The sequence below is a fragment of the Pseudomonadota bacterium genome (genome assembly GCA_030860485.1).
GTDB lineage: Bacteria > Pseudomonadota > Gammaproteobacteria > JACCXJ01 > JACCXJ01 > JACCXJ01.
The window spans coordinates 1-13,406 of record JALZID010000292.1 but is presented as its reverse complement, the minus strand read 5'-3'; the positions used below and the strand labels follow the sequence as shown (position 1 = coordinate 13,406).

The window sequence follows — 13,406 nt, the reverse complement described above, 5'->3', positions numbered from 1 at the left end:
CTCCCACTTTTCGAGCTGCGTCCGTTCAGCCGTTTCAACTCGATCGACAGCCTCGTGTTCGGCATGACCGTAAGCATAGCAATTGCCAGAGAATCTGTCAAGTTATTTAAGGGACACTCCACTAGATAGTCATGCAACCCAAGCGCTTCGCACCCCGGCGCGACCCCGTTCTCCAGGCACTCGGCCGACAGGGAGCGGTCGTGACCATCGGCAACTACGACGGCGTACACCTCGGCCATCAGGCGGTGCTTCATGCGCAGAGACGAGTCGCCGCGCGCCTGTCCCTACCCACCGTGGCGCTGGTGTTCGAACCGCAGCCGCGCGAATACTTCGACCCCCGGTCGGCGCCGCCACGCCTCACGCGCTTGCGCGAGAAATACCTGCTCCTCCGTGACTACGGTATCGATCACTTCGTGTGCCTGCGCTTCGGCGCGGGGCTCGCGGCGCAGACGGCCGAGGACTTCGTCGACCGGGTCTTGATCGAGCGTCTCGGGGCGCGCGGGCTCGTGGTAGGCGACGACTTCCGCTTCGGGCAGGGGCGCCGGGGCGACTATGCACTCCTGCGCGCGCTCGGGCAGGCGCGGGGAGTCGAGGTCCTGCGGGTGCCCGCCTTCGAGCGTGACGGCGCGCGCGTGAGCAGCACGCGCGTCCGGGAGGCGCTGGCCCGCGGCGACCTCAGCGCCGCGAGCCGCTTGCTGGGGCGCCCCTATGCCATCTTCGGGCGCGTCGTCCACGGCGAGAAACGCGGCCGCACGTGGGGCTACGCCACCGCCAACATCCCCTTGCGCCGCCGTTCCTCGGCAGTGTGCGGGATCTTCGTGGCCCGGGTGCGAGGGCTTGGACCCCGGCCGCTGCCCGCCGTCGCCTACGTGGGGCCACGCCCCGCCCTCGCGGGGACGCACGAGTTGCTCGAGGTCCATGTGCTCGATTTCGACGCGGATCTCTACGGGGAGACGCTGTGGGTGGAGTTCCTGCACCTGCTTCGTGAGGACCGGACGTTCGATACGCTGGAGGCGCTCCGGGCTCAGATCGCGCTGGATGTCGAGCACGCCCGCCGCCTATGGGCCCAGGGAACGGGGATGGACGCGATCGAAGGGCTCTGGACAGAGGGATCGGGAAGCTCGGCGCCCACGACCGGCGACCACGCGCTCGCGGGCTCTGCGCCATGACGGACTACAAGGCCACCCTCAACCTCCCCCGCACGGCCTTCCCGATGCGCGCGAACCTAGCCGAACGCGAGCCCGGGACCTTGAAGCGCTGGGCGGCGGAAGACCTCTACGGCCGCATCCGCGCGGCGCGGACCGGGGCGCCGCGCTACATCCTGCACGACGGCCCGCCCTACGCCAACGGCGAGATCCACATCGGCCATGCGGTCAACAAGGTGCTCAAGGACATCATCGTCAAGGCCCGCACCTTGGGTGGCTTCGACGCCCCGTACGTCCCCGGCTGGGACTGCCATGGCCTGCCCATCGAGCTGATGGTCGAGCAGCGCATCGGGACGCCGGGCACGCGCGTCGATCCGCGCGCCTTCCGCAGCACCTGCCGGGAGTATGCCCGCACCCAGGTGGAGAAGCAGCGCGCCGACTTCCAGCGCCTCGGGGTCCTGGGGGATTGGGGCCGGCCGTACCTCACGATGGACTTCAAGGTCGAGGCCGACATCATCCGCGCGCTCGGCCGCATCGCCGCGGCCGGGCACCTGCACCGTGGCTTCAAGCCGGTACATTGGTGCTGCGATTGCGGCTCGGCCCTCGCGGAGGCCGAGGTCGAGTACCAGGATCGGGATTCACCGGCCATCGATGTGCGCTTCCGGGTGCTGGAGGACGCCGCCTTGATGGCGCGCTGCCATCACGTCCCCGAGCACCCCGGCCGCGGTCCGATCTCGATCGGGATCTGGACCACCACGCCCTGGACCCTGCCGGCCAACCAGGCCGTGGCCGTGAACCCCGAGGTCGAGTATGCGGTCGTCCAATGCGAGGGACCCCATGGCCCGGAACGCCTGGTCCTGGCCGAGGCGCTCATCAAGGACACGCTGTATCGCTCGGGCATCGAGGACTACCGGGTAGTGGCCTACGGGCGTGGCCGGGACCTCGAAGACGTCCGCCTGCAGCATCCGTTCTATGGGCGCGAGGTGCCCGTGATCCTCGCCGAGCACGTGACCCTGGAGGCCGGCACGGGGGCGGTACACATCGCGCCCGGCCATGGCCAGGAAGACTATGTGGTCGGCAGCCGCTACGGCCTGCCCGTCCACAACCCGGTGGGCGCCGACGGCCGCTTCCTGCCCGATACCGAAGTCTTCGCCGGTGAGCACGTGCTCACCGCCAACGAGCACGTGATCGAGCTCCTCCGGGCCAAGGGCGCGCTCTTGCATCGCGAGATGGTGCGCCACAGCTATCCCCATTGCTGGCGGCATCGCACGCCAATCATCTTTCGCGCGACCCGCCAATGGTTCATCGCGATGGACGGTCACGGCCTGCGCACCCAGGCGCTCGCGGCGATCGGAGGGGTGTCCTGGATGCCGGAATGGGGCGATAGCCGGATGCGCGGCATGATCGAGAACCGTCCCGACTGGTGCATCTCGCGACAGCGCGCCTGGGGCGTCCCGATCCCGCTCTTCGTCCACAGGAACACCGGCAACTGGCACCCCGACACCCCGAGGCTCATCGAGGCCGTGGCCGAAAGAGTCGCGGGCGCGGGCATCGAGGCCTGGTTCGACCTCGATCCCGCGACCCTCCTGGGCGAGGACGCGCGCGACTACGAAAAGGTCGGGGACACCCTGGATGTGTGGTTCGATTCGGGCGTCACCCACACCACCGTGCTGGGCGCCGATGCGCGCCTGGCGTTCCCGGCCGATCTGTACCTCGAGGGCTCCGATCAGCATCGCGGCTGGTTCCAATCCTCGCTCATCACCGCGGTGGCGATGCACGGGAGGGCACCCTATAAATCGGTCCTGACCCATGGCTTCACGGTAGACGCAGAGGGCTTGAAGATGTCCAAGTCGCGCGGCAACGTGGTTGTGCCCCAGGAGGTCATGAACCGGCTCGGGGCCGATGTCCTGCGGCTTTGGGTCGCGGCCACGGATTACCGCGCGGAGATGGCCATCTCCGACGAGATCCTGACGCGCACCGCCGATGCCTACCGGCGCATCCGCAACACCGCGCGCTTCCTGCTCGCCAACCTGGACGGTTTCGACCCCGATGTCGATCGGGTCGCCCCCGAGCACCTGCTGGAGCTGGACCGTTTCATCCTGGACCAGGCGGCGCGTTTGCAGGATGAGGTCATCGCGGCCTACGACGGCTTCCAATTCCATTTGATCTATCAGAAGCTGCATCACTTCTGTTCCATCGAGCTCGGGAGCCTGTACCTCGATATCATCAAGGACCGGCAGTACACCCTGCCCCGCAAGCACCCCGCGCGGCGCTCGGCCCAGACCGTCCTATACCACATCATCGAAGCCCTGACGCGCTGGATCGCACCGATCCTGTCCTATACCGCGGACGAGATCTGGCAGCACCTCCCGGGTGCGCGCGGCGGATCGGTATTCATCGAGCGCTGGTATGAAGGGCTCGTGACGCGCGCGCCCTCCGAAGGGTTCGGGCCCGAGGTCTGGCGGGTCGTCATGGAGGTGCGCGAGGCGGTGGCCCACGACCTCGAACGGCTGCGGGTCGCGGGTGGGATCGGCTCATCGCTCGATGCGGAGGTGGACCTGTACGCCGACGGGGTGGTCTTCGCGGCGCTCGCGCCCTTCGGCGACGAGTTGCGCTTCCTGCTGATCACGAGCGCGGCCAGGCTCCATCCGATCGCGGAGGCGCCCGAGCACGCCCTCCTCGCGGACCTACCGGGTCTCCAGATAGCGGTGGCGCCGTGCGCAGATCCGAAGTGTGTTCGCTGCTGGCACCACCGCGCCGATGTAGGCAGCCACGCCGAGTACCCAGGGCTTTGTGGCCGCTGCGTCGACAACGTGGTTGGACCCGGCGAGGTCCGGTGTTATGCCTAGATTCCACCGACCGCATGCCGCCGCCTCCAGCCTCCGGTCTGCCGGCGGGACGCGAGGCCGATCGCCCAGGTGGCTTCCGCCATGACGGCCGAACACAAGACCGGCCAACAAAAAATCGGAGGTACGGAGGCGCTCCGGCATCCTGGCACCGGCCCGGTTCCGACGCGCGCCTGGCGCTGGCTCATGCTGGCCTTCGCGATCATCGTGCTCGACCAGCTCACCAAGATGGCCGCGCGGGAGACCTTGAGCCTGCATGAAATCGTGCCGATCGCCCCCCTCCTCAACCTGACCCTGGTACACAATACCGGCGCGGCCTTCAGCTTTCTGAACGACGCCGGGGGCTGGCAACGCTGGCTGTTCATCGGTCTGGCCTTCGCGGTCAGCGTGGGCATCGTGGTGTGGCTCCTGAGGCACGGGGACGAGCGCTCATGGTACACCCTGGCGCTCACGCTGGTCTTGGGGGGGGCCGTCGGCAACCTCTGCGACCGGCTGACGCTCGGGTATGTGATCGACTTCATCGATGTCTATTATCAGGACTGGCACTGGCCGGCGTTCAATGTCGCCGACTCGGCGATCAGCATCGGGGCGGCTCTCTTGTTGGTCGATGCCCTGAAACCATCGAGGTAAATTTAATAAGCTGCCAGCACGAGCTTATTCCCTCCCCCTGGCAGGGGGAGGGCGAGGGTGGGGGTTGAGCGTCGCATAGTGCTGAAAGATTCGACCCCCATCCTAGCCTTCCCCCTTCCAGGGGGAAGGGATCGAAAAGAGCGTACAATTTCAAATATCTTTGACTAGATTTCATGACCGTGGCCGGTACATTCGAACGGCCAGGAAACTCGAACGAGGATTCCAATCATGCAGATCATGCTTGCCAACCCACGCGGTTTTTGCGCCGGAGTCGATCGCGCCATCGGGATCGTCGAGCGCGCGCTCGATCTCTATGGGGCGCCGGTCTATGTCCGCCACGAGGTCGTCCACAACAAGTATGTCGTCGATGGCCTGCGCGCCAAGGGCGCCGTGTTCGTCGACGAGCTCGACGACGTTCCCGATGACTGCACCGTGATCTTCAGTGCCCACGGGGTCTCCAAGGCGGTGCGCGAGGAAGGCGCACGGCGGCGGCTCAAGATCTTCGACGCCATCTGCCCGCTGGTCACCAAGGTCCACATGGAGGTCGGTCATTACCAGGACGAGGGCCGGGAGTGCATCCTCATCGGTCACGCTGGGCATCCGGAGGTCGAGGGCACGGTCGGGCAGTACCGGCGCAGCGACGGCGCCGGTGGCATCTATCTGGTCGAGTCCGTGGACGATGTGTGGGCATTGCAGGTCAAGGACCCGGAGTTCCTCGCCTTCGTGACCCAGACGACCCTGTCGATGGACGACACCGCCCAGGTCATCGACGCCCTCAGGCGGCGTTTCCCGAAGATCGTGGGCCCCAAGAAGGAAGACATCTGCTACGCTACGCAGAACCGCCAGGACGCGGTCAAGCGCCTCCTGTCCGAGTGCCAGGTGATCCTGGTGGTCGGCTCGCAGACCAGCTCCAATTCCACCCGCCTCAAGGAGATCGCCGAGAAACAGGGGATCCCCGCCTACCTCATCGACAGCGCCGCCGAGATCCGCCGCGAATGGGTGGTGGGCAAGACCGCCGTAGGTGTCACCGCCGGGGCCTCGGCGCCCGAGGTGCTGGTGGAAGAGGTGGTGGAGAGGCTCAAGGAGTGGGGTGGGACCGCGGTCGCCGAGGCGCCCGGGATCCGCGAGCAAGTGGTGTTCAGCCTCCCCAGGGAGCTGGCCCGGCCGTCCGCCGCGGAGCCGGAGCCCGTCTGAGTCCTGCCGCGGTAGCGGAGGGGACGCCACACGACCGCGGCTGGCCCCCTGTGCGCAGCGACTGCATCGTGGTCGGCGGCGGCCTCATCGGTCTCTTCTGCGCCCGTGAGTTGGCGCGCGGGGGACTCAGGGTATTGCTCCTCGAACGCGGTCAACTCGGCCGTGAGGCCTCCTGGGCGGGCGCGGGGGTATTGGCCGCGCTCGAGCCCCGGACGACGCCACCGGCGCTCCAGGCCCTCTTGCGCTACGGCCAGGAGCGTTACGCCGATCTGGTACGTGATCTACAGGTCGAGACCGGGATCGATTCCGAATGGACGCGCTCCGGCCTCCTCCTCGTCGGCCCGGATGCGGAGGCACAGGCCACTGCCTGGACTACGATGGGGACAGAAGTGGAAGCCCTGGATGCCGAGCGCCTCGCGGGGCTCGAACCGGCGCTGTCGATCCCCGGACCGGCCTGGCGTGTCCCCGCGGTCGCCCAGATCCGAAACCCGCGGCTCCTCCGTGCCTTGCGCGGCGCACTGGCAGCGGCTCGTGTCGCGGTCAGGGAGCATTGCGACGTCCGGGCGCTGCGGCACGCACGGGGACGCATCCTGGGCGTCGAGACGGCGGGCGAACGCATCGACGCCAGGACCGTGGTCATCGCCGCGGGACCCTGGAGCCGGTCCCTGCTGGATGAGCTGCCGCATCCGCCGGTCATCTTCCCGGTCCGCGGCCAGATGCTCCTGTACCGGGCCCCGTCGGGCACGCTCAGGCATATCGTGCAGCACGGCGAGGTCTATCTGGTACCGCGCCGCGATGGGTCGATGCTCGTCGGCAGCACCGTGGAGCACGTGGGCTTCGACAAGACCGTCACGGGCGAGGCCCGGGCGGCGCTGCACGCCGCGGCCGGCGCGCTCATCCCGGCGCTCGCCCGACAACCCATCGTGGATCACTGGGCGGGTCTCCGACCGGGATCGGGCACGGGCATGCCCGTCATCGCCGGCCACCCGGAGGCGCGCGGCCTCTACGCCAACACCGGCCATTTCCGCAACGGGGTCGTGCTTGCCCCCGGCTCCGCCCGTCTCCTCTGCGATCTCATCCTCGGACGCGCGCCGATCGTCGCCCCCGAGCCCTTCGCCTGGCCGGCCCGTCAGGCGTAGACTAGCGGACGGACAGCCTAGATGGACGCATTGGATCAAGGTCGTGCGGCCCAGCTGCTGGCGCAGCACGGGATCGCCCCCACACCGCAGCGCGTCGCGGTCGCCTCCGTCATGATCGATCGGCGCCAACACCTGTCGGCGGAACAGGTGCTCGATCGACTCAAACGCCGCGGCGCCCGCGTCTCCAAGGCCACGGTCTACAACACCCTGCGCCTGTTCGCCGCGCGCGGACTCTTGCGCGAGCTGACGGTCGATCGCGACCGCGCGTTCTTCGATTCCAACCTCGCGCCCCACTACCACTTCTACAACGTGGACGACGGCACCCTGACCGACTTCGACGCCGACACCCTGCGCATCTCCGACGTCCCGGCGCTGCCCGAGGGCACCGCGCACGCCGGGATCGACGTCATCGTGCGCGTCTGCAACAAACCCGGTGCCTCCTAGCCGCACGGCGCACCGGCCCACCGCTTCTGTACGGGCGCCGACCGTCTTATACTCCCGCCCCTATGCCGGTGTAGCTCAGTCGGTAGAGCAGCTGATTCGTAATCAGCAGGTCGGAGGTTCGATTCCTCTCGCCGGCACCATAAAACCAATAACTTACGTATCTTTTACCGGTGGCGTGCTGCGTCGGGGTAGACTTTTGCGTTATATAAACGCCGCCATAGGACCCCGTTTTGTCCAAAACCTCATCGCGCGGGTCATGCCGCTTGGCGATGGTACGCTCCTCGCGCTGCTTCTCCGAAGAGACTCGTGCGTCGATCGCTGCCTTTTCATGCTTGAGATGGACTACAGTCATCATTGACAAGAACCATATGGAGTCGCGCCATATGTTCCAATAACGACTCCTGTTTTATCTTTCATTTCTAATTTGCTCTTTAAATAATTCAAAATCAATTCGACAATGAGAATATGCATATTTATTACTTAAATGATGAACAAGTAAGTCCTCTAAATTTCCTTCTGGCATAATTTTTTTAAATCCGCATCTAGTATAAATGCTTGCAGCAGCCGATTCTATTATTCCATATCGATCATAAGGTTGAGAATTTAGAATAAATTGATTTGAATTTAATGCTTGATGTAATTGATCATTTGTTAAAGCGTATGATGCGCTAAACATGTTTGTAATATTAAAATATCTCTTACCATTAATGATATTAATTGATGGATTTGAAAATATTGGGCCGCATATAGCGTTTATATATCTGGTAAATATTTTGTAATATTTACTTTGTAATATTTACCTTTTGAAGTTCAAATCTCAAAAATCCTGTTATACAATGTTTTGGTAGAAGAGAAGTTTCGTTTAAATATCTATCTATTGTAGATTCTTTTATTAAGATATCACTTTCCGAGAAAATATATAGATCATATTTATCAACATTTTCTGCTATAACTGTTCTATGCATCATTGGAATATAATGTCCAATACTTTTGTCAAAAAGCCTCTGGCTTGTTGTAATATTTTTATATTGTGATAAGTCTAAAGGAATTGTTGTGTCAACGTTAACATGAATTTTAAAATTTTCCATATTATCGTATTCACTGATTAAAGTATTCAATTCGTTTAATTGCCCGTAGTCAAAATTTGTTACAGTTACAAATATACTAATCATGGCAGTTGTTACGCCATCGACCCTTGGTGACACGAAGTCATTATCAACTTGATTGCCAGCACCACGACGCGTACCGCCTGGAGATCCAGGGTGAGCTGGACAGCGCCGCGTGACCGCACACACCCGCTCAGGCGAGTTCGACATGTTCAATGAATACAAGACGACGGCCCTTGCGCGTCGGCGTCTTGTCGTACGGACGATCGTCATCGACCAGATACTCTTCGTATTCCGCGATGACTAGGCGATGACGTGCGCCGCCCGCGGGAGATTCAGGGAGGGCGACGTCTCCCTCCCACAGGGTCTGCCACAAGTGGATGAGTTCGATCAGCCGACTCGGGGTCAGCCGGGCGACGTCCCTCGCGGAGACCAGGTCGCGGGTCTGCAATCGTTCTTGGGCTGAGACCGCGCGGCCGAGGATCGACTCGATACCCACGCGATGCCGGTGTCGAGGCGGCCGGGATCGGGATGCGCTGCGAGATGACCACGTCCGAGACCTTGTGCCAGCCGAAGTCTTCGCCCCACCGCGCATCCAGCCGCTCGACCCACACTTCGACGCGGCGCCGTCCCCTCCGTATCCGCCGTATCCGCCATTTCCACCGTATCCGCCGTTTCCACCGTATCCGCCGTTTCCACCATATCCGCCGTTCCCTCCGTATCCACCGAACTGCGGATGCTGTGCGCCGGCGCCCTGCGGGTGTGCGAAGTGTGGCGGGCACCAGTCTCAGCCAGCACCCACGCCGACGCCGACGCCATCGCCCGTACTGCCGATCGATGTGCCGCCGAGCTGCGCTCCGAGATCGAGCGACTGCGATGCGAAGTCGATCGCTGCACCGACAGAGCCTCACGATCGGAGAGCTGCGGGTCCGGATCGAGCGGCGCGCCGCCCGCGCCGCCCTATCCACCGTACCCACCGTTCCCTCGGTACCCACCGAATCCTTGCGCGCCTCCGTGCGCACCGCCGTGTGGACCGAAAGGTGAGGTGCCTCGGCCACCAGGCTCGAGCAGTGGCTCGTATGTTTCCAGCAGCAGTTCGAGGACCGTGGGCTCCAGTTCGAGCGGTGTGCCGTCGAGCTCGAGCAGTCGATACGTTTCGTCGAGCAGCAGCCCCACAGCGTCCAGCAGTAGCTCGTCGATCTCGAGCAGCGCGAGCCCAATCGGTAGCTCATCGAGCTCGAGCAGCAGCTCACCAAGTTCGAGCAGCAGCCCTTCGAGCTCGAGCCGCAGTAGCTCACCGAGCTCGAGCAGTAGCTCGTCGAGATCCAGTCCGTCTTCCAGCAGCAGTTCCTCGAGCTCGAGCTCAAGTCGCAGTCGCTTTGGGGGCGTCAGCTAGTAGGATCGCGCTGGATCGCGGCGTCGAGGAACATCGTGTCGCGAATCAGATGATGCACCCATAAGGGGTCGATCGTGCCGTCCGGCTTCTTCTCGGTCTCGAGCTCAGGTTCTTCAACCGGAAGAAACGGTGGCTGGAGTTGTCCCATCGCGGGCGTGGGAGGACGACCTGTGAATACTTGATGATCTTCACGGCCGCTGTCGTTACGACTGGAATGGACGTAGAACCGTCGAAGTCCCAAATCTGCTTGAGGAGTGGATTCAAAGTCGCGGCGGCCTCGAACGCCATCAGGCAATTAAGGCCGAAGCTGTAGCCTGCCAAGACTACCTCGGACACCGTGAGCGGGGCCATTATTCCCGTGACGGCCGCGCGCACTCCGATCAAGATGTCGGTCACGATCGGCAGCCAATGCTTAGGAAAGATACCCGCGGTGTGCATCGTCGAGCCCGTCATGAACGGCAAGATGACGATCTGATTAGGCGTGGCGCCGAAGTGTTGCACTGCCGCGGCGAGCTGTTGCCCGAGGCGGTCGACGTACTCGAAGAGCGCGCGCCAGCGGCTTTCGTCCGGCGTGCGACTCGCCGCGTCTTTGCTCTTCCCGAAATAGACTTTACTGCCAGACCCCTCCACGTACCTCGGTGGCGTGGGCGTTGGATGAAAGTAGATGGTTGGCCGCGTGAAGTCCGTCACGCCGTCCGCGACCGCTACGCCAAACCAGTTCGGCACTTTATCCGCGCTCAACTGAAACAACATCGTCCTCACGTGAACCGTACGGCTGAGGAACCCCAACTTTGGGGCTCCCATGGACCTGGGATCCACGATCAACTTCGTCGTCGTGTGTTCGCCGGTGCCCTTGTGGCAAAACGCGATGGCCTCGATGTCGATCCGCGATACGGTGAAGTCGCCCGACGGCGCGAGACTGCTCATCGACGAGGAGCTTGACGAACTGCTACTCGCAACGCCGCTTTGCGATGAACTGGAACTGCTTGACGGGGCGGTACCTGACGACGAACTGGAGCTGCTCGACACGTTGCTGGAGGGGCCGCCGGAACTGCTCGTTGGCGAGGCCACGGAAGATGCGCTGGAACCACTGCCGAGGGCCGCACGCGATGACGAACTGCTGGAAACGGGAAGCGCGGGATCCAGTCGGCTACTGGAACTGGCCCGGCCCACCGCGCTCGAAGAACTCGCAGTGCTCGGTGCGCCGCTCGTCGAAGAACTCGGCGCCGGTTCCGCGGGGCCGGCTTCCGGGGTCTCTGTAGGTGGCGGTTCGGTTTCTGCCTCCGGCGGGCACGGTGCGTATTCCACAGGTGGACAACAGCCTGCCTGCGCGGGATAGGGCGGATAGGGCGGGTAAGGCGGATAGGGCGCGTACGGTGGGTACGGCGGATACGGGGGGTATCCAGACTTTCCGGACATTGCGTCTCCCTCCATTCAGGATGCACATGCGGCAAACGGGGCGTCGCGCCATTGCTGCGGGGGCGAGAGGTATGACACGGCGCCACCTTCGAAATAGACCTCGATCGACCGGATGACGTCGGCGACCGTGATCAGGTCCATGCACCGCGGCAGTACACCGACGACGTCTACGCAGCAATGTTCGGGCGCGTCCTTTTCGTTGCCGTCGCCCAGGGGCACCACGCGCGACCTCCAGCAGCCGCCGCCATCGCAACAGGCCAGGGCCCCGGCGCGATGGATGAACTGGTGATGCGGATAGGCTTCCCCGTGCGGTGGTTCGCGCCCGCCGGCCACGACCACGCACGGACGGTTCTTCGGCATGCCGGGACGTGTCTCGACCGCCGCGGCGAGATGCATCAGCAGCGTGACGGGGCAGAGCACCCCTTGCGGAGCAACTGCCGGAGGTCCGTCTTGCCGCGGAGGTCGATGACGTTCTGCAGTGATGGATGCTCGTGGCCGCTCTCGCCGACCTGCACGAACAAAATGCGATCCTGGAAGTGATCGACGACCCGCTGGAACCGCCCGAGGTCCCACCACTTGATGGTGAAGTCGTACTTGCCGCCCGCCACGTCCAGAAGGGCAACGGCTCTCGGACAATCTCTTCAACCTGTGAAAACCAGGTCTTCTGGATCGGCGCGATGTGGATGTCTCCGCGGAACACCGTCGGGCGCACCGCGAGCCCCAGTTGCTCGTTGAGGTGGTCGATGAAGCCGTGAATGAAGTGAAACGGTGCGTCGTTGCTCTTGTGGATGAGGGGATACTCGCAGTCGAGTATTTCGACGCCGGTCTCGTCCTCGCGGAGTGGCGTGAGATGCGGGTTGTTCTCCCACAGCTCGGGACACGATGTTCGTACGTCGGTCACGAACTGATCAGGATAGGTGAGGTGCAGATCGCGCACGGCCGCGGTCAACATCACGATGTCGCCCGGAGACTGGAAATTGCGGAGAATCAGCCGCCTCATTGCGTCCTCGTGCCGCCGGCGGTGGATCGCCGTGATCGTAGGACCCTTATTGTTAGACCTTGCGGCGTGGTCATGCCTGGATTACGCAGAGCGTGCCATGGACGCGCATCTGGTCCGGGGAGAAGTGTGCGTCGAGCGTCGCCTTGACGTCAGGCCACCTCGGCTGCCCATAGTCATGGAAGATGAGCAGGCCGCTGGGATTGATAGCCGCCTTCGCGAGTCTGACATCGTTCTCGATGCATATCTTCGTATGGCCACCGTCGACGAAAATGACGTCGGCACGCGGAAACGACGACATCGCGAGCGTGTTGGCCTTGACGAGTCCCAGCGTGTGCCGTTCCGAGATGAACGCCTTGACATACGCGACGACCTCCTCCATCCGGACCGGGGGCTGCGCCGAATAGGACGACACATCCGGCAGGTCGAAGCAGTCGATGCCGATGAAGTGCGCGTTCTTGAGCGCAGCCATGAACAAGATGAGGGACGCTCCGCGCCACAACCCCACGTGAAGAACCGTCGAAGAGTCCGGCAGACCACGGGCGATCTGGAACAGCAGCTGACGCTCCGTTTCGACGAGCCCCCCTCGAGAAACGATAGATAGTGCTCGAGCTTGTGCGGGATGGCCACCGCATCTGCGTGACGCCGCCGATCGTCGACATCGGTATTCCTGTATTGAAGCTCGAAGAAGTAGTTTTCGTTGTGAAATTTTGGCTCGAATGCCTGAACGTTCAGGCCTTGGTCCAGAATCGCGTAATTGAGGAAGTCGTCGGCCCAGTAGTGCTGGTAGACGTCGCCAAAGCCGCCGACCTTCTCCCACACGTCGCGCCGGACGCCGAAGAACGCCGTGTTGCACAGGCAAAGCCACTTGGGGCTCCCCAGCGCGCGAAAGGTCCGTCCGGTGTACCACGGCGCGTTTTCGACGTTCTCCCGATCGACGCGCGCCATGTCCGGATGCGTTTCCCCTATTGTTGCATAAATATCGCTTATCTGGGGATCTCAGGAAGCTTGCAAGGCTTCGAGGTAATGCAACAGCTCCTCCTGGACCGCCGGATTGGCGGACATGCTGAGGGTGAGCTGCCCCTGAGGC

The 13,406-nt window shown here is 63.3% G+C and carries 16 protein-coding genes and 1 tRNA gene; 10 read left to right on the top strand and 7 right to left on the bottom strand.

What is annotated here, in order from left to right; translation table 11 throughout:
• The first annotated feature begins 131 nt into the window (after positions 1 to 131).
• From M3461_18190 to M3461_18160, 7 genes are all read left to right on the top strand, one after another.
• On the top strand, positions 132 to 1,169 hold the full coding sequence (locus M3461_18190; protein ID MDQ3776136.1) for a bifunctional riboflavin kinase/FAD synthetase: 1,038 nt from the start codon (positions 132 to 134) through the stop codon (positions 1,167 to 1,169).
• Positions 1,166 to 3,994 (top strand): isoleucine--tRNA ligase, encoded by a 2,829-nt coding sequence (gene ileS, locus M3461_18185; GenBank protein ID MDQ3776135.1) that lies wholly within the window; start codon positions 1,166 to 1,168, stop codon positions 3,992 to 3,994. The genes M3461_18190 and ileS overlap by 4 nt, the downstream gene beginning before the upstream one ends.
• A 183-nt stretch (positions 3,995 to 4,177) precedes the next feature.
• Positions 4,178 to 4,621, top strand: coding sequence for a signal peptidase II (gene lspA, locus M3461_18180; GenBank protein MDQ3776134.1), 444 nt, complete (start codon positions 4,178 to 4,180; stop codon positions 4,619 to 4,621).
• 228 nt (positions 4,622 to 4,849) lie between these two features.
• Positions 4,850 to 5,815: a 4-hydroxy-3-methylbut-2-enyl diphosphate reductase gene (ispH, locus tag M3461_18175; protein MDQ3776133.1), complete on the top strand. Its 966-nt coding sequence runs from the start codon at positions 4,850 to 4,852 to the stop codon at positions 5,813 to 5,815.
• A 50-nt stretch (positions 5,816 to 5,865) separates the two neighbouring features.
• Positions 5,866 to 6,954: a glycine oxidase ThiO gene (gene thiO, locus M3461_18170; protein MDQ3776132.1), complete on the top strand. Its 1,089-nt coding sequence runs from the start codon at positions 5,866 to 5,868 to the stop codon at positions 6,952 to 6,954.
• Positions 6,955 to 6,975: 21 nt separating this feature from the next.
• Positions 6,976 to 7,398, top strand: a complete 423-nt coding sequence (locus M3461_18165; protein ID MDQ3776131.1) for a transcriptional repressor — start codon at positions 6,976 to 6,978, stop codon at positions 7,396 to 7,398.
• Between the two features lie 64 nt (positions 7,399 to 7,462).
• Positions 7,463 to 7,538, top strand: a tRNA-Thr gene (locus M3461_18160).
• A gap of 266 nt (positions 7,539 to 7,804) precedes the next feature.
• Here M3461_18160 and M3461_18155 read toward each other — a convergent pair.
• From M3461_18155 to M3461_18145, 3 genes are all read right to left on the bottom strand, one after another.
• The gene (locus M3461_18155; protein MDQ3776130.1) at positions 7,805 to 8,074 is read right to left on the bottom strand and encodes a hypothetical protein; all 270 of its coding nucleotides are present in this window, start codon (positions 8,072 to 8,074) and stop codon (positions 7,805 to 7,807) included.
• Positions 8,075 to 8,180: 106 nt separating this feature from the next.
• Positions 8,181 to 8,693, bottom strand: coding sequence for a hypothetical protein (locus tag M3461_18150; GenBank protein MDQ3776129.1), 513 nt, complete (start codon positions 8,691 to 8,693; stop codon positions 8,181 to 8,183).
• Positions 8,694 to 8,697: 4 nt separating this feature from the next.
• Entirely contained in the window at positions 8,698 to 9,003 is a 306-nt protein-coding gene (locus M3461_18145) for a hypothetical protein (protein MDQ3776128.1), read from the bottom strand.
• A 377-nt stretch (positions 9,004 to 9,380) separates the two neighbouring features.
• Here M3461_18145 and M3461_18140 point away from each other — a divergent pair, with 377 nt between their 5' ends.
• Complete coding sequence (locus tag M3461_18140) at positions 9,381 to 9,548, top strand: hypothetical protein (GenBank protein MDQ3776127.1); 168 nt, start codon at positions 9,381 to 9,383, stop codon at positions 9,546 to 9,548.
• A gap of 397 nt (positions 9,549 to 9,945) precedes the next feature.
• Here the strand turns inward: M3461_18140 and M3461_18135 are convergent, their stop codons facing one another.
• Complete coding sequence (locus M3461_18135; protein MDQ3776126.1) at positions 9,946 to 10,641, bottom strand: hypothetical protein; 696 nt, start codon at positions 10,639 to 10,641, stop codon at positions 9,946 to 9,948.
• Between the two features lie 61 nt (positions 10,642 to 10,702).
• Here M3461_18135 and M3461_18130 point away from each other — a divergent pair, with 61 nt between their 5' ends.
• A complete protein-coding gene (locus M3461_18130) occupies positions 10,703 to 11,239 on the top strand; it encodes a hypothetical protein (GenBank protein MDQ3776125.1) in 537 nt (178 codons plus the stop codon).
• A gap of 95 nt (positions 11,240 to 11,334) precedes the next feature.
• Here the strand turns inward: M3461_18130 and M3461_18125 are convergent, their stop codons facing one another.
• From M3461_18125 to M3461_18115, 3 genes are all read right to left on the bottom strand, one after another.
• On the bottom strand, positions 11,335 to 11,715 hold the full coding sequence (locus tag M3461_18125; GenBank protein MDQ3776124.1) for a hypothetical protein: 381 nt from the start codon (positions 11,713 to 11,715) through the stop codon (positions 11,335 to 11,337).
• On the bottom strand, positions 11,715 to 11,927 hold the full coding sequence (locus M3461_18120; protein ID MDQ3776123.1) for a hypothetical protein: 213 nt from the start codon (positions 11,925 to 11,927) through the stop codon (positions 11,715 to 11,717). Before M3461_18120 ends, M3461_18125 begins: the two co-directional genes overlap by 1 nt.
• 462 nt (positions 11,928 to 12,389) lie before the next feature.
• The gene (locus M3461_18115) at positions 12,390 to 12,788 is read right to left on the bottom strand and encodes a class I SAM-dependent methyltransferase (GenBank protein ID MDQ3776122.1); all 399 of its coding nucleotides are present in this window, start codon (positions 12,786 to 12,788) and stop codon (positions 12,390 to 12,392) included.
• 131 nt (positions 12,789 to 12,919) lie between these two features.
• Between M3461_18115 and M3461_18110 the strand changes: the two genes are divergently transcribed.
• Positions 12,920 to 13,406: hypothetical protein (locus M3461_18110; protein ID MDQ3776121.1), on the top strand; the 487-nt coding region annotated here is incomplete at its 3' end.